This window comes from Aeromonas sp. s9, assembly GCF_040907765.1.
Lineage (GTDB): Bacteria > Pseudomonadota > Gammaproteobacteria > Enterobacterales > Aeromonadaceae > Aeromonas > Aeromonas caviae.
On the sequence record NZ_JBFOCK010000103.1, the window covers coordinates 1 to 19,655 of the forward strand.

Consider the following 19,655-nt stretch of genomic DNA (forward strand, 5'->3'; position numbering starts at 1 on the left):
CTGACCCCATGCCGAACTCAGAAGTGAAACGCTGTAGCGCCGATGGTAGTGTGGCATTCGCCATGCGAGAGTAGGACACTGCCAGGCACCCAATTTTAGATTACGCATTGAGCGTGGTCTTTACCGGTTAGTGTGCTGATATGGCTCAGTCGGTAGAGCGCATCCTTGGTAAGGATGAGGTCCCCAGTTCGATTCTGGGTATCAGCACCATTAAATAAGAAAGCCTCCCAATAGGGAGGCTTTCTTGTATCTGCCTTTCAGCCATCCATCGCAAATTGCAGTCCTGCAATGTCGCACCTTCTTGTTGCTGAGATATCTTCCCTTTCTATCCCGTATGCTTTCCGGGCGCCGCTTCTCTCTTAAAGGGATCCGGGCTAAGTTGTGGATTGGCAAAGACAACTACGCTTTCGAAGGGGAAAGAACATGCTGATTAGGAATGTGCGTCTGGCGGGCAGGGAAGGGATGTGGCAAATCCTCTGTCAGGGAGGCGTGATCCGGGCCATTGAGCCCATGAGCACTCAGCTGCTCTCTGCCCGCGAGCTTGATGGTGAGCAAGGCCTTGTCATCCCCCCCTTTATCGAACCGCACATTCACCTCGATACCACCCAGACGGCTGGCGAGCCGAGTTGGAACCTCTCCGGTACCCTGTTCGAGGGGATCGAGCGCTGGGCCGAGCGCAAGGCGCTGCTGACCCATGAGGATGTGAAACAGCGAGCCATCCAGACACTGAAATGGCAGATTGCCAACGGCATCCAGTTTGTCCGTACCCACGTGGATGTCTCCGACCCCAATCTGGTCGCTCTGAAGGCGATGCTGGAGGTGCGGGAGGAGATGAAGGAGTGGGTGGAGCTGCAGATAGTGGCCTTCCCACAGGAGGGGATCCTCTCCTACCCCAACGGCAAGGCATTGCTGGAAGAGTCCCTCAAGCTGGGGGCCGACGTGATCGGTGCCATCCCCCATTTCGAGTTCACTCGGGAGTACGGGGTCGAAAGTCTGCACTACGTCTTCGATCTTGCGGAGAAATATCAGGTTTTGATGGATGTGCATTGCGACGAAATCGATGACGAACAGTCCCGTTTTATCGAGACGCTGGCAACCCTGGCCTACGAGCGCGGCATGGGCCATCGGGTGACCGCCAGCCACACCACCGCCATGCATTCCTATAACGGTGCCTATGCGTCGCGACTGTTCAGGCTGCTGAAGATGGCGGACATCAACTTCGTCGCCAATCCGCTGGTGAACATTCACCTGCAGGGGCGCTTCGACAGCTATCCCAAGCGTCGTGGCATCACCCGGGTGAAGGAGATGCTGGAGGCGAACATCAACGTCTGCTTCGGCCACGACGACGTGTTCGATCCCTGGTATCCCATGGGCACGGCCAACATGTTGCAGGTGCTGCACATGGGGCTGCATGTCTGCCAGATCATGGGCTATGAACAGATCAACGACAGTCTCAAGCTCATCGGCAACCACAGCGCCCGCACCCTGAACGTGCAGGATCGCTACGGCATCGAGGTGGACAAGCCCGCCAACCTGCTGATCCTTCCTGCTGAGAATGGTTTTGATGCGGTGCGCCGCCAGGTGCCGGTGCGTTATTCCATCCGCCATGGCAGAGTCATCGCCGATACTCGCCCGGCTGAGACGACCCTCCACCTTGTGAATCCAGAACGGGTAGACTTTCGCCGCTAGGGTCTAGCCGGGTCGATTAATTGCCCGGCTGTCCCCTGCTGTCGAGATTTTGCATAATGCCAACCTGACAATCTTGGAGACTGCTTGATGCAAACCTGGTTATTTGTCGCTGTCGGGGGCGCCTTCGGTGCCTGCCTGCGCTTTGGCATCGCCGAGCTGATGGCATGGCTGCTGGGACGCCACTTTCCCTATGGCACCCTGGTGGTCAACGTGGTGGGTTCCTTCATCATGGGGATTGCCTATGCCCTGATCAGCCATGGTCACGTGGTGGAACACCCGATGAAGCCATTGCTGATGGTGGGTGTCCTCGGTGCCCTGACCACCTTCTCCTCCTTTGCCCTCGATACGGTCGTGCTGGCCCAGCAAGGGGCCTATCTGAAGGCGCTGCTCAATATCGGTCTCAATCTGTTCCTCTGTCTGGCCATGGTCGTGCTGGGGATGCAGTTGGTCACAAGCCGGGTTTGAGGTGTCCGCACGCCATCGGCTCTGGTAAACTGGCGGCCATTCTTTGCTCTATGGGTATTTGAGGGATGTCGGAACAGACTACTACTACGCATTTTGGCTATAAAACCGTGGCAGCGACCGAGAAGGAAACCCTGGTCGCCGGTGTCTTTCATTCGGTAGCGGCCAAGTATGATCTGATGAACGATCTGATGTCGTTCGGCATCCATCGCCTCTGGAAGCGCTTTACCATCGACTGCTCCGGTGTCCGCAAAGGACAGAAGGTGCTGGATCTGGCTGGCGGCACAGGGGATTTGACCGCCAAGTTCTCCCGCATCGTGGGTGAGACCGGCCAGGTGGTCCTGGCAGACATCAACGACTCCATGCTCAAGGTGGGCCGCGACAAGCTGCGCAACCTGGGGGTGGCCAACAACGTCTCCTACGTACAGGCCAATGCCGAGGCGCTCCCGTTCCCTGACAACCATTTCGACGTCATCACCATCGGCTTCGGCCTGCGCAACGTCACCGACAAGAACAAGGCGCTTGCCTCCATGTTCCGGGTGCTCAAGCCGGGTGGCCGCCTGCTGGTGCTGGAGTTCTCCAAGCCGGTGAGCGAAGTGATCGCCAAGCTTTATGATCTCTACTCCTTCAAATTGCTGCCGAAAATGGGTGAAATCGTCGCAAACGACAGCGAAAGCTACAAATACCTGGCGGAATCCATCCGCATGCACCCGGATCAGCAGACCCTGGCGGGCATGATGGAGCAGGTCGGGTTCGAGCAGGTGGAGTTCTACAACCTGACCCAGGGCGTGGTCGCCCTGCACCGCGGTTACAAGTTTTAAGGTCGCCTATGCCGATGGATGCTATGGTCACCGCGGTGATCGAAACCAGCCTCAACCAGTTGCTGGCCCTGGACAAACAGAGCCCGGAGCGGTTGCGCAAGCTGACGGGCAAGGTACTCAAACTGGAGCTGCGCGAACTCAAGCCGCTCTGGTTTGTCTTCTCAGAGCGCCGTCTGGATGTGCTGGCCAGGTTTGAAGGGGAGGCGGATGCGGTGCTGAGCCTCTCCCTGACCGCCCTCGGTCTGCTCAAGGAGCCTTCCGCCCTGACCCGCTACATCCGCGAGGAGAAGCTGGACCTGAGCGGTGACCCCCAGCTGGTGCAGGCATTCAGCGCCCTGCTTGGTGAGCTCGATATCGACTGGGAAGAGGAGCTGTCCCGCTACACCGGCGATGTGGTGGCCCACACCCTGTGCAGTGGTGCCCGTCAGGCTCGCCGTTTTGTGGGGCGAGAGTTGTGCCGTTCCCAGCGTCAAGTGGCCGAGTATCTGACCGAGGAGGCGAGGCTTGCCCCGGGTCCGCTGGAAGTGGCGAGCTTCAATGACGATGTCGAAGAGCTGGCCCAACAGATGAAGGCGATCGAGTTGCGGCTTGCTCGCCTCGAACAGCAGGTGAGCTGATGACCCCGAAGGAGTTCAAACGCCTCTATCGCATCGTCAGCATCCTGCTGGAACAGGGCATCGACGAGCTGGTGCCCGCCCGTTATCAGCCCTGGCCTGGCCGTCTGGCCCGTCGCAGTCTGTTCTGGCTCAAGAACAAGCAACAAGGCATGAGCCGTGGCGCCCGTATTCGTCTCGCCTTCGAGGCTCTGGGCCCCATCTTCATCAAGTTCGGCCAGATGCTCTCGACCCGCCGAGACCTGCTGCCCCCTGACATTGCCGAAGAGCTGGCCCTGCTGCAGGACAGGGTGCCTCCCTTCTGTGGTCAGGCCGCCCGTCGCCAGATAGAAGAGAGCCTAGGTTGCCCCGTCGAGACGCTGTTCGATGAGTTCGACGAGACGCCGCTGGCATCCGCCTCCATCGCCCAGGTGCACACCGCCCGGTTGAAGGAGAACGGCCGCGAGATCGTCATCAAGGTGATCCGTCCCGATATCGAGCCGGTCATCGAGGCCGACCTGCGCCTGATGCAGGCCCTGGCCCGTCTGGTGGCCCGTTTCGTGCCCCAGAGCGGACGACTGCGCCCCGTCGAGGTGGTGGAGGAGTATCGCAAGACCATACTCGACGAGCTCAACCTGATGCGCGAAGCGGCCAACGCCATCCAGCTGCGCCGCAACTTCACCGGTTCCGAGGCGCTCTATGTGCCCGAGGTGTTCACGGACCATTGCCGTGAGCAGGTGCTGGTGATGGAGCGTATCTACGGCATTCCGGTCTCCGACATTGCCGCGCTGGAAGCCAACGGCACCAACATGAAGCTGCTGGCCGAGCGCGGAGTGGAGGTGTTCTTCACCCAGGTGTTCCGCGACAGCTTCTTCCACGCCGACATGCACCCGGGCAACATCTTCGTCTCTTTCGAACACCCCGAGAATCCGCTCTGGATCGGCATCGACTGCGGCATCGTCGGCACCCTCAACCGGGAAGACAAGCGCTACCTGGCGGAGAACTTCCTCGCCTTCTTCAACCGCGACTACCGCCGTGTGGCCGAGCTGCACGTGGAGTCTGGCTGGGTACCGCCCGATACCAAGGTGGACGAGTTCGAGTTCGCCATCCGCACCGTGCTGGAGCCCATCTTCGAGAAACCGCTCTCCGAGATCTCCTTCGGCCACGTGCTGCTCAATCTGTTCAACACCGCCCGTCGCTTCAACATGCAGGTGCAGCCGCAACTGGTGCTGCTGCAAAAGACCCTGCTCTATGTGGAAGGGCTGGGTCGCCAGCTTTATCCCCAGCTGGATTTGTGGCAGACCGCCAAGCCCTATCTGGAAAACTGGATGCACGAGCAGGTCGGCCCCAAGGCGGTGTGGAATGCCATCAAGGAGAAGGCGCCGTTCTGGGCGGAGAAACTGCCGGAGCTGCCGGAGCTGGTCTATGAGACCCTGCGTCAGGCCCGCCATCAGCAGCACCACTTCGACCAGATGTTTGCCGATTTCCGTCGCCACAGTCGCCGTCAGGGGCAAGCCCGCTACCTCTTAGGGGTTGGAGCCAGCCTGCTGCTCGCGGGTGTATTCTTGCTGACCCAGAAACAACACATTGAGTGGGGACAAATCAGCCTCGCCGGCGCCGGGTTATGCTGGCTGCTGGGTTGGTTGCGAACCCGTTCCCATTAAATAACCTGCGCCATCGGGCGCCTATCCGGAGAGAAAGTCATGGGTGGTATCAGTATTTGGCAGTTGTTGATCATCGCAGTCATCGTCGTGCTGTTGTTCGGCACCAAGAAATTGCGCGGTATCGGCGGCGATCTGGGCGCGGCGGTCAAGGGGTTCAAGAAGGCGCTCTCCGATGAGCCGGCCGACACCAAACCCGAGCAGAAAGATGCCGAGTTCCCGACCAAGCAGTTGAACGAGACGGCCAGCAACGCCGAAGCCGCCAAGCAGAAAGACAAAGATCAGGCCTAAGCCATGTTCGACATCGGTTTTTGGGAGCTGGTCGTCATCGGCGTCGTCGCCTTGGTGGTGCTGGGTCCCGAGCGGTTGCCGGTTGCGATCCGCACCGCCAGCCACTGGATAAGGCTGATCCGCAGCACCGCCAACTCGGTCAAGGCCGAGCTGGAACAGGAGCTCAAGTTGCAGGATCTGCACAACGATCTGAAGAAGGCCGAACGGTTGCAGATGAACAACCTGAGCCCCGAGCTGCAGGAATCCATCGAGCAGTTGAAAGCGGCCGCCCAGTCGGTGAATCGTCCCTATCAGGGGGAGAACGAGATCCGCCCGCCTCGGGAGCCCGCCCAGGCCGAGCCAGCCATTCCGGTGGCGGCCTCGGTGCCCGTGACCTCAGAGGTGCCACCGGTCAACAGTCAGCGAGAGAGCGAGCCAGTGCCCGCCAGCGAGTCCGCAGCCAAGGGGGAGGGTAAGCCATGAGTCAGGCAGAACAACCCCTCATCAGCCATCTGGTGGAGCTGAGAACGCGCCTGCTGCGTTCCATCACCGCCATTCTGCTGGTGTTCATTGCGCTGATCTACTTCTCCAACAACATCTACGACTTCGTGGCCCAGCCGCTGCTCAGCCAGCTGCCGGAAGGGACCAGCATGATAGCGACGGATGTGGCGACCCCCTTCATCACGCCCATCAAGCTGACCCTGGTGGTCTCCTTCTTCGTGGCGATCCCTTATCTGCTCTACCAAGCCTGGGCCTTCATTGCCCCCGGTCTGTACCAGCATGAACGGCGTCTCATCATGCCGCTGGTCGCCTCCAGTGCCGTGTTGTTCTACGCCGGCATGGCGTTTGCCTACTACGTGGTGTTCCCCCTGGTGTTCGGTTTCTTCACCAGTACCGCCCCCGCCGGGGTGACGGTGGCGACCGACATCGCCAGCTACCTGGACTTCGTGCTGACCCTGTTCTTCGCGTTCGGGGTGGCGTTCGAGATCCCGGTGGCCACCATACTGCTCTGCTGGACCGGGGTGACCACCCCCAGGAGCCTGAAGGAGAAGCGCCCTTACGTCATCGTCGGGGTCTTCGTGGTCGGTATGTTGCTGACGCCGCCCGATGTCTTCTCCCAGACCCTGCTCGCGATCCCCATGTGGGGCCTGTGGGAGATAGGTCTGTTCTTCGCCCGCTTCTACGTGAAGAAAGAGGACGAGGAGCAGCAACAAACGGAAGAGGGGAGCTGAGGCTCCCTTCCTCTTTTCATGCATCCGTTCGAGGCGTATGGTAAGGCCCCATCGAGTAGATGGTTTTCAAATGCCTGATATGCACCTCGTTTGTCCGGAACCCCTGACTCCATGATCGACATCGGTTTGAACCTGACCAGCAGCCAGTTCGCCGGCGAACAGGCCGACCTGGTGGAACGCGCGCGCGCCGCCGGGGTGGAAGCCTTGATCCTGACCGGCACCGATCTGGCCGGCAGCCGCGAGAGCGCCGCATTGGCCGCCCGCTGGCCCGGTTACTGCTTCTCCACCGCCGGGGTACATCCCCACGATGCCAAAAGCGTCGATGAGGCGACCCTGCCCGCCTTGCGCGAACTGGCGGCCCTGCCCCAGGTGGTGGCCATCGGCGAGTGCGGTCTCGACTACAACCGGGACTTCTCCCCCCGTCCGGTGCAGGACGCGGTGTTTGACGCCCAGCTGGCGCTCGCCGCCGATCTCGGGATGCCGGTGTTTCTCCACTGCCGCGATGCCCATGACAAATTCGTCGAGATCCTGCGCCCCTGGTTGCCCCGCCTGCCGGGGGCCGTGCTGCACTGCTTCACCGGCTCCGACGCCGAGCTGGACGAGTGCCTGGCGCTGGGGCTGCATATCGGGGTGACCGGCTGGCTCTGTGACGAGCGCCGTGGCCAGCTGCTGCGCGAGCAAGTGGCCCGCATTCCGGCGGGTCGCCTGATGATAGAGACAGACGCCCCCTACCTGGTGCCGCGGGATCTGAAACCCAGACCCAAACGCAACGAACCCGCTTTTTTGCCGCACATCGCCCAGGTGGTGGCGGCCTGCCGTGGTGAAGCGCCCGAGGCCTTGCTGGCCCATACCCGGGCCACCTCCGCCGCATTCTTCCAACTTCCGCTTTTGGAGTGATTCATGGCCACAACTCTTCCGGGGGCCTTCCCGGGCCGTCGCCTGCGCCGGGTGCGCAAACATGACTTCAGCCGCCGCCTGGTGCGCGAGAACGTACTGACCGTCGACGATCTCATCTATCCCGTGTTCGTGCTGGAGGGAGAGGGTCAGCGAGAGGCCGTTGCCTCCATGCCGGGGGTGGACAGGCTCTCCATCGATCTGCTGCTCGAAGAGGCCGCCGAACTGGTGGCCCTGGGTGTGCCGGCGGTGGCCCTGTTCCCGGTGACGCCGCTGGAGAGAAAGAGTCTGATGGCGGAAGAGGCCTACAACCCGGATGCCCTGGCCCAGCGGGCGACCCGTGCCCTCAAGGCTCGCTTCCCGGAGCTCGGGGTCATCACCGATGTGGCGCTCGACCCCTTCACCACCCATGGCCAGGACGGCATCATCGATGACGAAGGCTATGTGCAGAACGACATCACCACCGAGATCCTGGTGAAGCAGGCGCTCTCCCATGCCGCCGCCGGGGCCGACATGGTGGCCCCGTCCGACATGATGGACGGCCGCATCGGTGCCATCCGCGCCGCGCTGGAGGAGAATGGCTTCGTCAACGTGCAGATCATGGCCTACTCCGCCAAGTACGCCTCCCACTACTACGGCCCGTTTCGCGATGCGGTGGGCTCCGCCGCCAACCTCGGCAAGAGCAACAAGGCCACCTACCAGATGGATCCGGCCAACGGCAACGAAGCCCTGCACGAAGTGGCCCTCGACATCGCCGAAGGGGCGGACAGCGTCATGGTCAAGCCGGGCATGCCCTACCTGGACATCATCCGCCGGGTGAAGGATCAGTTCGGCGTGCCGACCTTCGCCTATCAGGTGAGCGGCGAGTACGCCATGCACATGGCGGCGATCCAGAATGGCTGGCTCAAGGAGAAGGAGTGCGTGATGGAATCCCTGCTCTGCTTCAAGCGGGCCGGGGCCGATGGCATCCTCACCTACTTCGCCAAGCGGGTCGCCCAGTGGTTGAAAGAGGACGCCCGACGCTGAGGCGGGGAGTGTCCATGCCCTCACAATGCCGGCCCTCGGGCCGGCATTGTCGTCTCTGGTAGATGAAATGCTGGTTTTATGAACAAAATGCCTGAAAAAGTGGGCAACATGCCCGTCTCTTGGCGGCAAAGGCTTGATAAATGGGGTTTCTGCCTACATCTTAGATGGTCCAAGCAGGCTTCTGGACGGCAGGGGCTGCAGAGCATTTAGAGGTACCGCAGATGACTAACCCTTTGCTGACAATGGACTCGCTGCCTCCCTTCAGCCAGATCCAGCCCGATCAGGTGCAACCTGCCGTGACGCAGGCCATCGCCGATTGCAAACAGAAGATTGAGGATGTGCTGGCCCAGAAGGAGCCTCACACCTGGGACAGCCTGATCGCCCCGCTGGAAGAGGTCAACGACCGCCTCTCCCGGATCTGGTCCCCCATCAGCCACCTCAATGCCGTGCAGAACAGCGAGGCGCTGCGAGCGGCTCACGATGCCTGCCTGCCGCTGCTTTCCGAATTCCAGACCTATGTCGGTCAGCATGAAGGGCTCTATCAAGCCTATCTGGCCCTCTCCGAGAGCGATGACTTCCCCCGGCTGGATGATGCCCAGCGCAAGGAGATCCTGAACACCCTGCGCGATTTTCGCCTCTCCGGCATCGGTCTACCTGCCGAGGCGCAGCAGCGCTACGGCGAGATCCAGGCCCGCCTCTCCGAGCTCGCCTCCCGTTTCAGCAACAACGTGCTGGACGCGACCCAGGGCTGGTACAAGCTGGTGACCGACGAGGCCGAGCTGGCCGGTCTGCCCGCGAGCGCCCAGGCTGCCGCGCGCCAGATGGCCGAACTCAAGGGCAAGGAGGGGTGGCTGTTCACCCTGGACATCCCCTCCTACCTGCCGGTGATGATGTACGCCGACAGCCGCGCCCTGCGTGCCGAGCTGTATGAGGCCTTCACCACCCGCGCCTCCGACCAGGGCCCCAACGCCGGCAAGTGGGACAACTCCGCCATCATGACCGAGTTGCTCACCCTGCGCCGGGAGCTGGCCCGACTGCTGGGCTTTGCCAACTATGCCGAGCTCTCCCTCGCGACCAAGATGGCGGACAAGCCGGAGCAGGTGGTGGACTTCCTCACCGACCTGGCTGCCAAGTCCCTGCCCCAAGGCAAGGCGGAGCTGGAGGAGATCCGCGCCTTTGCCGCCGAGCAGCACGGTCAGGACGAACTGGCGGCCTGGGATCTTGCCTATTACGCAGAAAAGCTCAAACAGCACAAGTTTTCGGTCTCTGATGAGCAGTTGCGTCCCTACTTCCCCGCCGGTCGGGTCGTGAAGGGGCTGTTCGAGGTGGTCAAGCGGGTGTTCGGCATGAAGGTGCGCGAGCGTCTCGGCATCGACACCTGGCACCCGGACGTGCGCTTCTACGACATCTTTGACGCCGATGACGAGCTGCGCGGCAGCTTCTACCTGGATCTCTATGCCCGCGAGCACAAGCAGGGCGGCGCCTGGATGGATGTCTGCCTGGGTCGCCGCTACCGTCAGGACGGCTCCCTGCAAAAGCCGGTGGCCTACCTGACCTGCAACTTCAACGGCCCGGTGGACGGCAAACCGGCCCTGTTCACCCACAACGAAGTGGTCACCCTGTTCCACGAGTTCGGCCACGGCATTCACCACATGCTGACCCGCATCGATGTGGCCGGTGTGGCCGGCATCAACGGCGTGGCCTGGGATGCGGTGGAGCTGCCTAGCCAGTTCCTCGAGAACTGGTGCTGGGAATCCGAGGCGCTGGCCTTCATCTCCGGCCATTACGAGACCGGGGAGCCGCTGCCCGCTGATCTGCTGGAGAAGATGCTGACCGCCCGCAACTTCCAGGCGGCGATGCAGATGCTGCGCCAGCTGGAGTTCGCCCTGTTCGACTTCCGTCTGCACCAGGAGTTTGACCCGGCCAGCGCGGATCAGATCCCTGCGCTGCTGGATGAGGTGCGCAGCCAGGTCGCCGTGATGACGCCTCCGGCGTTCAACCGCTTCCAGCACAGCTTCTCCCACATCTTCGCGGGCGGCTACGCGGCGGGCTACTACAGCTACAAGTGGGCCGAGGTACTCTCTGCCGACGCCTTCTCCCGCTTCGAGGAGGAGGGGATCTTCAACCCGGCCACGGGCCACTCCTTCCTGAAGAACATTCTGGAAAAGGGCGGCTCCAGGGAGCCGATGGAGCTGTTCCGTGCCTTCCGTGGCCGGGAGCCCCAGGTGGATGCGCTGCTGCGTCACAGCGGTATCGCCGCGTGAGGTCCCGCCGCCACAGTGAGCCTCGATTGGATGAGCTGCCGCGCCACTGCGGGAGCTTCAAGCAGGTACACATTTGCGGCATAGTGGGATCGAAACGTGATTTTTGATAGAAAAAGGGACCTTTTGGTCCCTTTTTCCAAGCCTTTTTAATATCTTGCGGAGTGCATGTTTGCACTGTCCCCGCCTCTTCAGTAGAGTCGGGTTCTACCTTCCAGGGAGAGAAAGAACCTTGCCATGAGGCGAGCACTCGAGTCTGTCTATCAAATCATCTCCAGCCTGTCTCATTCGAGTGGTCAGGGATATTTTGATGCCTTTGTGAGTGAAATCGCCAACGCGGTGGGGGCTGACTTCGTCCTGGTGTCCGGCAAGGATCAGGCGGGTCTGTTCTTTACCGTGCATGCCGCCTATCCCGCCTCCCTCGACATCAACTCCTACAGCTTCCCCCTCGCCGACACTCCGGGGGAGATCGCCATGCAACAGGGTGAAGCCTGGTTCAGTGATCGCACCCGCCAGCTGTTCCCCCACGCCGCCGTGCTGGAGCGCTGCGAGGTGAGAGCCTATGCCGGCGTCGCGCTCAAGAACGCCGAGGGAGAGACCATCGGCCTGTGCAGCGTCATGTTCAAGCGGGCCATGCCGAGAATGGAGAAGATAGTGGGCCTGCTGCGTCTGCTGGCCCCGCTCGCCGGTCGTGAACTGGCGCTGATGTATCAGCAGCGCCAGAGCCAGGAGCAGCCGGCGCAACCGGAACATCACCACTTCCTGGACACCATGATGTCCCATGCGCCCGTGGGCATCGGCAAGGTGGATCTGGGCGGCAAGATCCTCTGGGCGAACCCGGCCATCGAGAAGATGCTCGGCTACAGCCAGGAGGAGCTGCAACAGCTCACCGTCGCCGAAATCAACCATCCGGACGACTGGCAGACCAGCATTGCGCTCTACGACGCCCTCAAGCGGGGAGAGCGTCCCGCGTTTACTCAGGAGAAGCGTTATCTCCATCGGGATGGGACCGTCCTGTGGGGGCGGGTGACGGTGACCCTGATCCGCAACGAGCAGATGCACCCCGACTATCTCATGGTGGTGCTGGAGAACATCGATCCCATCAGGCGCCATGCGGAGCAGCTCAAGCTCTCCCACCGGGTCTATGACAACCTCTCCGAAGCCATTCTGGTGTGCGATGCCGACAGTCGCATCATCTCGGTCAATCCGGCCTTCGAGAAGATCACCGGTTACAGCGAGGAGGAGGCGTGTGGCCAGCGGCCCAGCATGCTCAAGTCCGGACTGCACGATCAGACCTTCTATGCGGACATGTACCACGCCCTGGAGCGGGTGGGGATCTGGCGTGGGGAGGTGTGGAACAAGCGCAAGAACGGCAAGCTCTATCCCCAGCAGCTGATGATCAGCGCCGTGCGGGAAGGGGGCAAGATCAGTCAGTACATCGCCATCTTCAGCGATCTTTCCCAGACCAAGCTGGCGGAGCAGAAGATCGCCGCCCAGGCCAACTACGACAACCTCACCGGCCTGCCCAACCGCTGGCTGTTCGGTCGCTGTCTGGCCCGCTTCTGCGAGCGGGGGGAGCGCTTCGCCCTCATGGTGCTCGACCTCAACAACTTCAAGGCGGTCAACAACAGCATGGATCACCATGTGGGCGACGCCCTGCTGCGGGAAGTATCGGATCGGCTGGTGAGCCGGGTGCGCACCGAGGACCTGGTGGCCCGCATCGGCGGCGACGAGTTTGCCTTCCTGGTGCCCGGCATCGTCAACCGCCGTCAGGCCGAGGTGTTTGCCAAGCAGGTGATCGGCGGCTTTGCCCGTCCCTTCATGCTGGCCAACCAGCACCTCTATGTGACCGCCACCCTGGGGATCACCCTCTGTCCCAATGACGGCGGCGACAGCGACGAGCTCTTGCGCAATGCCGAGCAGGCCCTGTTCGTCGCCAAGCGCCAGGGACGCCCCCTCGGCACCTACAACGCCTCCATGCGGGAAGAGGTGAGCCAGCGCCACCAGATGCAGCACGATCTGGCGGAGGCCATCAAGCTGGGCCAGCTGACCATGGCCTACCAGCCCATCTGGGACAACCGCAGCGGCCGGGTCGCCAAGCTGGAGGCCCTGGTGCGCTGGTATCACCCCCACTGGGGTCAGGTCTCACCGGCGGATTTCATCCCGCTGGCGGAAGAGGCGGGGCTCATCCAGGGGCTGGGTGCCCTGGTGCTGTGGCAGTCTTGCCGGGATCTGGCCAGATTGCAGCAGTCCGGCTTCCCGGATCTGCAGATGTCCATCAACCGCTCCACCCTGGAGTTCCAGACCATAGACCCGGAGGCCAACGAGTGGCTCAGGGTGATCCGCCACTTCGAGCTGGATCCGGCGGACATCATCATCGAGATCACCGAATCCCTGCTGATGGAGACCAGCGATCAGCACAGGGTGCGGATCGATGCCCTGCGCGAGGCGGGCTGCAACCTGGCCATCGACGACTTCGGCACCGGCTATTCGGCACTGAACTACCTGCGTACCTTCCCGGTGGATCTGGTGAAGATCGATCGCTCCTTCGTGCGCCACATCCCCTTCAACGAGCAGGACCGCCTGCTGCTCGACGGCATCATCAACATCGTGCACAACCTCGGCATGCAGGTGGTGATCGAAGGGGTGGAGACCCGAGAGCAGCTCAACTTCCTCTGCCAGAAGGGGTGCGCCTTCACCCAGGGGTATCTGCTCAGCCGCCCGCTGCCCTTCGACGATCTGACCGAGTACCTGAGTCTCAACCGTCAGGGAATGAACCTGGCGAATCTGACCACGGTGAGCTGACCCCCCGCTTCTGCTATCATGCCGGCTTCTGCGCCGTGATGAGTCCATGTTATGCCCCATATTCAGGTTTTCAGTGAAGTGCCCGCCCGCGATGGCGAGCTCGACGCCCTGCGCCAGCGCCTTGCCGACGTGGCGTTTCCCGCTCCTTTCGCCCTGGTGCTGACCGAATTGCGGTTGGAGCTGCGCAAGCTGGACGAACCCAAGCTGGGGGCCGTCTATGTGGACTTCGTGGAAGGGGCGGTGGCCCATAGGCGCAAGTTCGGTGGCGGGCGCGGCCAGTCCATCGCCAAGGCGGTGGGATTGAAGTCGGGAGCCATGCCGACCGTGGTGGATGCCACCGCCGGGCTCGGGCGCGATGCCTTCGTGCTCGCCTCCCTCGGTTGCAAGGTGACGCTTATTGAGCGCAGCCCCGTGGTGGCTGCCCTGCTCCAGGACGGTCTGACCCGGGCGGGGCAGGATCCCGAGATAGGCCCCTGGGTGCGCGAGCGGATGCAACTGCTGCAAGGCCCGGCGGTGGAAACCCTGCTGGCGCTGACCGAGCGGCCGGAGGTCATCTACCTGGACCCCATGTTCCCCCACAAGCAGAAGTCGGCGCTGGTGAAAAAAGAGATGCGGGTGTTCCAGTCCCTGGTGGGGGCGGATCTCGACGCGGATGCCCTGCTGCCGGCGGCGCTCAGGATGGCTGACAAGCGGGTGGTGGTGAAGCGGCCCGACTATGCGGGCTGGCTCAACGAGCACAAGCCCAGCATGGCCATCGAGACCAAGAGCAACCGCTTCGACGTCTATGTGATGGCGGCGCTGGCGAGTTGAGTGGCGACTGGCAGGGAGTCTGAGCGTCAAACGAAGAGGGCCAACCTGATCAGGTTGGCCCTCTTGCTATTCATTGGCTGCGGGGTGGGGCGAAGTGGATCCGCTTTTCTTCCCCTTGCCAGACGAGTTCCAGGGTCGCCAGGTCCGCCAGGCTGAGGCGCTCAGCGCGCTCCAGCAGCAGATATTCGACTCCGTCGCTGGCTTCTATGGTGCGGATCCTGTCCGCCCAGGTTCGTCCATCCCGGTCGGTGATCGTGACGGGCAGTTGCCAGCTGGCGGCGATCTCCAGCCAGTCGTACAGGTCACAGCTGACGGGTTGGTAATCGGCCATGGGGTGTGCGCCTCAGGCTTCCAGCAGCCGGGTGGACCAGCCCATCTTCTGCTGGCGCTCCACCTCGAGGCGCAGCTCGCTGGCGCGCAGGTAATGCTCGTCCAGCCAACCCTTGGGCAGGGTCAGGGTCAGGGCATCTTCATCGGCTTGCAGCATGAACCTGGGCACAGTGCCCTGGGTCCGGCGCATGCAGAGGATGAGGGAGATGCGCAGGATACGGGCCAACCGGATCGCCTGGCGACCGGTGACGGCGCCCTGTTTCTCCAGCGGCTCCAGCTTGAATTCATCCCGCTGGTTGAACAGCAGGGCCGACAGCAGCTTCTTCTGCGCGGGGGTGAAGCCCGGCATGTCGATGTTGTCGATGATGTAGGCGGCGTGCTGCGGCGCCTTCTTGTACTCGATGCACAGACCGATTTCGTGCAGCAGGGCTGCGTAGCGCAGGATCGGGCGACCGTAGCGCTTGGAGAGGCGCCAGGCCGGCTGCAACTGGGTGAACGCCTCGATGGCGGTGTCGCGGACCCGCTCGGCGTGCTCCTTGTCGAGCTGGTAGCGGCTGATCAGGCTGTCGGCGGTGCGATCCCGGGCATCACAGTCGTGATTGTTGCCGAGCAGGCCGTAGATGAGCCCTTCACGCAGTGCACCACCCGCCAGGGTCATGCTCTCGATGTCGAGGGTCTCGAAGATGGCGATCAGGATGGCGAGACCGGAGGGGAACACGGTCAGCCGTTCGGCCGCCAGCCCTTCGAGCTGCAACTTATCGAGTCTGCCGCAGGCGATGGCCTGACCCATCAGCTCTTGCAACTTGGGCAGGGTGACCCGCTCGCTCTTGCCCTGGGCCAGCATGATCTCCTGCAGTGCCTGGACGGTGCCGGAGGCGCCGACGCAGGTGCGCCAGCCGAGGACACGGTAGTCCGCAGCCACTTTCTCCAGTACCGCCTTGGCGGCGGCAATGGCCTGGTTGAAGCGCGCCTCGGAGAGCTCGCCATCACCGAAGTGGTTGTTGAGCCAGGTGACGCAGCCCATGTGCAGGCTGTTGAGCAGCTTGGCTTCGCTCTGCTCGCCGATCACCAGCTCGGTGCTGGCGCCGCCGATGTCGATCACCAGCCGGTTGCCTTCCCCTGCCGACGTCCAGGAGACACCTTCATAGATGGTCTTGGCTTCTTCCTCGCCCGAGATGATCTCGATGCTGTGGTTGAGCACCCGTTCCGCTTCGCTGATGAATTCGTCGACGTTGGTGGCCAGGCGCAGGGTGGCGGTGCCCACTACCCGGATGTTGTCGGACGGGATGTCCTGCAACTGCTCGGAGAAGAGGCGCAGACAATCCCAGCCCCGCTCCATGGCGGCACGGTTGAGGCGAAAATCGGCATCGAGGCCCGCGGCGAGGCGTACCTTGCGCTTGACCTTGGTGACGGTGCGCAGGGCACCGGCGACCTCGCGCACCACCAGCATGTGAAAGCTGTTGGAGCCGAGGTCGATGGCGGCATAGAGAGGCGAGTTGTGCAACTTGGCCGATCCCTCAGTTCTTGCGGGGGGGACGACGACGGTTGTTGCTGTTGCCACCGCCCTGGCGATCCCGCATGTTGCGGTTCACCGGCTGGCGGTTGCGGAACACCCGTTTTGGCGCGGTGACGTCATCCAGCAGCGCCTCGCGGTCATACTTGCTGACCGGGATGGGGTGGTGGATGTACTCCTCGATGGCCGGCAGGTTGAAGGCATAGTCTTCACAGGCCAGGCTGATGGAGTGACCGCTTCTGCCGGCGCGGCCGGTACGACCGATGCGGTGGACATAGTCTTCGGCATCGTCGGGCAGGTCGTAGTTGAAGACGTGGGTCACGTCGGGGATGTGCAGACCACGGGCGGCCACGTCGGTGGCGACCAGGATATCCAGGGTGCCCTTGGTGAACTCTTCCAGGATTTTCATCCGCTTCTTCTGCGGCACGTCGCCAGTCAGCAGGCCGACGCGGTGGCCGTCGTTCTCCAGCCAGGCGTGAACGTCTTCACAGACGTGCTTGGTGTTGGCGAAGACGATGGCTTTCTCGGGCCACTCCTCTTCCATCAGGGAGAGCAGCAACAACATCTTGTCTTCGTTGGAGGGGTAGAAGAGCTCCTCCTTGATCCGCACGCCGGTCATCTGTTCCGGTTCGACCTGCACATGTTCCGGGTGGTTCATGTGTTCATAGGCCAGCTCCTGCACCCGCAGGGAGAGGGTGGCGGAGAACAGCATGCTCAGACGCTCGGTGGCGGGGGGCATGCGGCGGAACAGGAAACGGATGTCCTTGATGAAGCCCAGATCGAACATGCGATCCGCTTCGTCCAGTACCACGACCTGGATGTTGCCGAGATCGATGACCTTGGACTTGAAGTAGTCGATGATGCGACCCGTGGTGCCGATCAGGATGTCGACGCCCTGTTCCAGCACGGCCAGTTGCTTGTCGTAGCCTTCGCCACCATAGGCGAGACCGAGCTTGAGCCCAGTGGAGGTGGACATGCTCTCTGCATCGTTATAGATCTGGACGGCCAGCTCCCGGGTCGGGGCCATGATGATGGCGCGGGGCTGGTTGACGAGGCGCGGCCTGGTCAGCGGATGGGTCAGCAAATAGTTGAATGTCGCCGCCAGGAAAGCCAGGGTTTTACCGGTCCCCGTCTGGGCCTGACCGGCGAGGTCATGACCTTCAACCAGCAGGGGCAGGGAGAGTGCCTGGATGGGCGTACAATAGTGAAATCCCTTTGATTCCAGACCAGCCAGAACTTCGGGTTCGAGGCCCATTTGGGCGAATTTTTCGGTCGTTAGATGTGTTTTGCTCATGGCGGTAGGTTATCAGGTTAGGCTTGCAATAATAAACAGGATCATTTCAAATAGGGCAACTATTGCCTTTGTTGAACCATCAATAAAGCCTTAATTACTGACTGGAGTTGGAGATGAGTGACAAGATTGTTCAGCTGAGCGATGCCAGCTTCGAGGCCGATGTAATCAACGCCGACAGCCCTGTTCTGGTCGATTTCTGGGCCGAATGGTGTGGACCGTGCAAGATGATTGCCCCGATCCTGAACGAAGTTGCTCAGGAATATGAAGGTCGCGTGACCGTGGCGAAATTGAACATCGATCATAACGCCGACACTCCGCCCAAGTACGGCATTCGTGGTATCCCGACCCTGCTGCTGTTCAAGAATGGTGAAGTGGCAGCGACCAAGGTCGGCGCCCTGTCCAAGACCCAACTGAAAGAGTTCCTGGACGGCAACCTGTAATAATCAAGAAGGAGCGCATTGCAATAATGCGCTCCTTGTGTTTTATCACCTAGACGCTTACCCTGATTGGTGCTAGTTTATCGCTCGTTTGCTAACCTTTTTGCCTGACTCTTTGCTTAACTACCAGCCTGGCAAGTCAAATCCGATCAGCATCAATCCAGCAGACTGTCTCCTCATTTCAATCCTTGCTTACAGACTTTCACCACTATGAATCTGACTGAACTTAAGAACACTCCTGTGTCCGAGCTGGTCCAGCTTGGCGAATCCATGGGGTTGGAAAATCTGGCTCGGGCGCACAAGAAAGACATTATCTTTGCAATCCTCAAGGCGCACGCCAAGGGCGGCGAGGATATCTTTGGCGACGGTGTGCTGGAAATCCTGACCGACGGTTTCGGTTTCCTGCGCAGTGCAGACGGCTCTTATCTCGCTGGTCCGGATGACATCTATGTCTCCCCGAGCCAGATCCGCCGCTTCAACCTGCGTACCGGCGATACTATTTCCGGCAAGATCCGGCCGCCGAAAGAGGGCGAGCGCTATTTCGCCCTGCTCAAGGTCAACGACGTCAACTACGACCGTCCGGAAAACTCCCGCAACAAGATCCTGTTTGAAAACCTCACTCCCCTGCACGCCAACGAGCGTCTGCGCATGGAGCGTGGCAACGGTTCCACCGAAGACATCACCGCCCGTGTACTGGATCTGGCATCCCCGATCGGCAAGGGCCAGCGCGGTCTCATCGTTGCACCGCCCAAGGCCGGTAAGACCATGCTGCTGCAGAACATCGCCCAGAGCATCGCCTACAACCACCCGGATTGTGAGCTGATCGTGCTGCTGATTGACGAGCGTCCGGAAGAAGTGACCGAGATGCAGCGGATGGTGAAGGGCGAAGTCATCGCCTCCACCTTCGACGAGCCGGCCTCCCGTCACGTCCAGGTCGCCGAAATGGTGATCGAGAAGGCCAAGCGTCTGGTCGAGCACAAGAAGGACGTGGTGATCCTGCTGGACTCCATCACCCGTCTGGCCCGCGCCTACAACACCGTCATCCCGTCTTCCGGCAAGGTGCTGACCGGTGGTGTGGACGCCAACGCCCTGCACCGTCCGAAGCGTTTCTTCGGTGCGGCGCGCAACGTCGAAGAGGGCGGCAGCCTGACCATCATCGCCACCGCGCTGATCGATACCGGCTCCAAGATGGATGAAGTCATCTACGAAGAGTTCAAGGGTACCGGCAACATGGAACTGCACCTCTCGCGCAAGATTGCCGAGAAGCGCGTCTACCCGGCCATCGACATCACCCGCTCCGGCACCCGCAAGGAAGAGCTGCTGACCGCACCGGACGAGCTGCAGAAGATGTGGATCCTGCGCAAGATCATTCACCCCATGGGCGAGATCGACAGCATCGAGTTCCTCATCGACAAGCTGGCTGCGACCAAGACCAACGACGAGTTTTTCGACTCCATGAAGCGTCAACAGAAGTAACAGCCTCTTCAATGACAAAACCGCGGCCCAGGTCGCGGTTTTTGTTTATCTATTTCACGGCTGGCTTAGTAGTATGAAGCC

18 protein-coding genes and 1 tRNA gene are annotated in these 19,655 nt (G+C 61.5%); 16 read left to right on the plus strand and 3 right to left on the minus strand.

Annotated elements, in window-relative coordinates; all coding sequences use genetic code 11:
* The first annotated feature begins 134 nt into the window (after positions 1 to 134).
* From AB5Y54_RS19705 to AB5Y54_RS19770, 14 genes are all read left to right on the plus strand, one after another.
* Positions 135 to 210 (plus strand) — tRNA-Thr (locus AB5Y54_RS19705).
* Between the two features lie 213 nt (positions 211 to 423).
* Positions 424 to 1,689: a cytosine deaminase gene (locus tag AB5Y54_RS19710; RefSeq protein WP_324034383.1), complete on the plus strand. Its 1,266-nt coding sequence runs from the start codon at positions 424 to 426 to the stop codon at positions 1,687 to 1,689.
* 87 nt (positions 1,690 to 1,776) lie between these two features.
* Positions 1,777 to 2,154 carry a fluoride efflux transporter CrcB gene (gene crcB / locus AB5Y54_RS19715; RefSeq protein WP_041212051.1) on the plus strand — a complete coding sequence of 126 codons (378 nt, stop codon included), beginning with the start codon at positions 1,777 to 1,779 and terminating at the stop codon, positions 2,152 to 2,154.
* 65 nt (positions 2,155 to 2,219) lie between these two features.
* The gene (gene ubiE, locus AB5Y54_RS19720; protein ID WP_368154223.1) at positions 2,220 to 2,972 is read left to right on the plus strand and encodes a bifunctional demethylmenaquinone methyltransferase/2-methoxy-6-polyprenyl-1,4-benzoquinol methylase UbiE; all 753 of its coding nucleotides are present in this window, start codon (positions 2,220 to 2,222) and stop codon (positions 2,970 to 2,972) included.
* Between the two features lie 8 nt (positions 2,973 to 2,980).
* The gene (locus AB5Y54_RS19725) at positions 2,981 to 3,589 is read left to right on the plus strand and encodes an SCP2 domain-containing protein (RefSeq protein ID WP_029313421.1); all 609 of its coding nucleotides are present in this window, start codon (positions 2,981 to 2,983) and stop codon (positions 3,587 to 3,589) included.
* Entirely contained in the window at positions 3,589 to 5,229 is a 1,641-nt protein-coding gene (gene ubiB, locus AB5Y54_RS19730; protein WP_041212050.1) for a ubiquinone biosynthesis regulatory protein kinase UbiB, read from the plus strand. The genes AB5Y54_RS19725 and ubiB overlap by 1 nt, the downstream gene beginning before the upstream one ends.
* Positions 5,230 to 5,268: 39 nt before the next feature.
* Positions 5,269 to 5,517, plus strand: a complete 249-nt coding sequence (tatA, locus tag AB5Y54_RS19735; protein WP_010672358.1) for a Sec-independent protein translocase subunit TatA — start codon at positions 5,269 to 5,271, stop codon at positions 5,515 to 5,517.
* A 3-nt stretch (positions 5,518 to 5,520) separates the two neighbouring features.
* Entirely contained in the window at positions 5,521 to 5,979 is a 459-nt protein-coding gene (gene tatB, locus AB5Y54_RS19740) for a Sec-independent protein translocase protein TatB (protein WP_104455028.1), read from the plus strand.
* The gene (gene tatC, locus AB5Y54_RS19745) at positions 5,976 to 6,728 is read left to right on the plus strand and encodes a twin-arginine translocase subunit TatC (protein ID WP_104455029.1); all 753 of its coding nucleotides are present in this window, start codon (positions 5,976 to 5,978) and stop codon (positions 6,726 to 6,728) included. The genes tatB and tatC overlap by 4 nt, the downstream gene beginning before the upstream one ends.
* Positions 6,729 to 6,839: 111 nt before the next feature.
* The gene (locus AB5Y54_RS19750; RefSeq protein ID WP_104455030.1) at positions 6,840 to 7,625 is read left to right on the plus strand and encodes a TatD family hydrolase; all 786 of its coding nucleotides are present in this window, start codon (positions 6,840 to 6,842) and stop codon (positions 7,623 to 7,625) included.
* A gap of 3 nt (positions 7,626 to 7,628) precedes the next feature.
* The gene (gene hemB / locus AB5Y54_RS19755) at positions 7,629 to 8,648 is read left to right on the plus strand and encodes a porphobilinogen synthase (RefSeq protein ID WP_039041081.1); all 1,020 of its coding nucleotides are present in this window, start codon (positions 7,629 to 7,631) and stop codon (positions 8,646 to 8,648) included.
* 221 nt (positions 8,649 to 8,869) lie between these two features.
* Positions 8,870 to 10,912 (plus strand): oligopeptidase A, encoded by a 2,043-nt coding sequence (prlC, locus tag AB5Y54_RS19760; RefSeq protein WP_104455031.1) that lies wholly within the window; start codon positions 8,870 to 8,872, stop codon positions 10,910 to 10,912.
* A gap of 234 nt (positions 10,913 to 11,146) precedes the next feature.
* Positions 11,147 to 13,714: a bifunctional diguanylate cyclase/phosphodiesterase gene (locus AB5Y54_RS19765; RefSeq protein WP_053288914.1), complete on the plus strand. Its 2,568-nt coding sequence runs from the start codon at positions 11,147 to 11,149 to the stop codon at positions 13,712 to 13,714.
* Between the two features lie 60 nt (positions 13,715 to 13,774).
* Entirely contained in the window at positions 13,775 to 14,524 is a 750-nt protein-coding gene (locus AB5Y54_RS19770; RefSeq protein ID WP_201985747.1) for a class I SAM-dependent methyltransferase, read from the plus strand.
* Positions 14,525 to 14,594: 70 nt separating this feature from the next.
* On the opposite strand, the gene AB5Y54_RS19775 is transcribed toward AB5Y54_RS19770, so the two are convergent.
* From AB5Y54_RS19775 to rhlB, 3 genes are read right to left on the minus strand one after another with little or no spacing between them, the layout of a single operon-like run.
* Entirely contained in the window at positions 14,595 to 14,855 is a 261-nt protein-coding gene (locus AB5Y54_RS19775; RefSeq protein WP_041214156.1) for a Rho-binding antiterminator, read from the minus strand.
* Between the two features lie 12 nt (positions 14,856 to 14,867).
* Positions 14,868 to 16,358 carry a guanosine-5'-triphosphate,3'-diphosphate diphosphatase gene (gppA, locus tag AB5Y54_RS19780; RefSeq protein ID WP_042017418.1) on the minus strand — a complete coding sequence of 497 codons (1,491 nt, stop codon included), beginning with the start codon at positions 16,356 to 16,358 and terminating at the stop codon, positions 14,868 to 14,870.
* 13 nt (positions 16,359 to 16,371) lie between these two features.
* The gene (gene rhlB, locus AB5Y54_RS19785) at positions 16,372 to 17,661 is read right to left on the minus strand and encodes an ATP-dependent RNA helicase RhlB (RefSeq protein WP_201985739.1); all 1,290 of its coding nucleotides are present in this window, start codon (positions 17,659 to 17,661) and stop codon (positions 16,372 to 16,374) included.
* A 113-nt stretch (positions 17,662 to 17,774) separates the two neighbouring features.
* Between rhlB and trxA the strand changes: the two genes are divergently transcribed.
* The gene (gene trxA, locus AB5Y54_RS19790) at positions 17,775 to 18,101 is read left to right on the plus strand and encodes a thioredoxin TrxA (protein ID WP_010672369.1); all 327 of its coding nucleotides are present in this window, start codon (positions 17,775 to 17,777) and stop codon (positions 18,099 to 18,101) included.
* A gap of 207 nt (positions 18,102 to 18,308) precedes the next feature.
* The gene (gene rho / locus AB5Y54_RS19795) at positions 18,309 to 19,574 is read left to right on the plus strand and encodes a transcription termination factor Rho (RefSeq protein WP_010672370.1); all 1,266 of its coding nucleotides are present in this window, start codon (positions 18,309 to 18,311) and stop codon (positions 19,572 to 19,574) included.
* The last annotated feature ends 81 nt before the right edge of the window (positions 19,575 to 19,655 follow it).

Bases quoted from the DNA above. Each gene is read 5' to 3' on its own strand.
- AB5Y54_RS19750 (WP_104455030.1), top strand. From the start codon at position 6,840: ATGATCGACATCGGTTTGAACCTGACCAGCAGCCAGTTCGCCGGCGAA.
- tatB (WP_104455028.1), top strand. From the start codon at position 5,521: ATGTTCGACATCGGTTTTTGGGAGCTGGTCGTCATCGGCGTCGTCGCC.
- crcB (WP_041212051.1), top strand. From the start codon at position 1,777: ATGCAAACCTGGTTATTTGTCGCTGTCGGGGGCGCCTTCGGTGCCTGC.
- rhlB (WP_201985739.1), bottom strand. From the start codon at position 17,661: ATGAGCAAAACACATCTAACGACCGAAAAATTCGCCCAAATGGGCCTC.
- AB5Y54_RS19725 (WP_029313421.1), top strand. From the start codon at position 2,981: ATGCCGATGGATGCTATGGTCACCGCGGTGATCGAAACCAGCCTCAAC.
- tatA (WP_010672358.1), top strand. From the start codon at position 5,269: ATGGGTGGTATCAGTATTTGGCAGTTGTTGATCATCGCAGTCATCGTC.
- prlC (WP_104455031.1), top strand. From the start codon at position 8,870: ATGACTAACCCTTTGCTGACAATGGACTCGCTGCCTCCCTTCAGCCAG.
- AB5Y54_RS19710 (WP_324034383.1), top strand. From the start codon at position 424: ATGCTGATTAGGAATGTGCGTCTGGCGGGCAGGGAAGGGATGTGGCAA.
- AB5Y54_RS19765 (WP_053288914.1), top strand. From the start codon at position 11,147: ATGAGGCGAGCACTCGAGTCTGTCTATCAAATCATCTCCAGCCTGTCT.
- trxA (WP_010672369.1), top strand. From the start codon at position 17,775: ATGAGTGACAAGATTGTTCAGCTGAGCGATGCCAGCTTCGAGGCCGAT.
- hemB (WP_039041081.1), top strand. From the start codon at position 7,629: ATGGCCACAACTCTTCCGGGGGCCTTCCCGGGCCGTCGCCTGCGCCGG.
- AB5Y54_RS19775 (WP_041214156.1), bottom strand. From the start codon at position 14,855: ATGGCCGATTACCAACCCGTCAGCTGTGACCTGTACGACTGGCTGGAG.
- rho (WP_010672370.1), top strand. From the start codon at position 18,309: ATGAATCTGACTGAACTTAAGAACACTCCTGTGTCCGAGCTGGTCCAG.
- tatC (WP_104455029.1), top strand. From the start codon at position 5,976: ATGAGTCAGGCAGAACAACCCCTCATCAGCCATCTGGTGGAGCTGAGA.
- ubiB (WP_041212050.1), top strand. From the start codon at position 3,589: ATGACCCCGAAGGAGTTCAAACGCCTCTATCGCATCGTCAGCATCCTG.
- ubiE (WP_368154223.1), top strand. From the start codon at position 2,220: ATGTCGGAACAGACTACTACTACGCATTTTGGCTATAAAACCGTGGCA.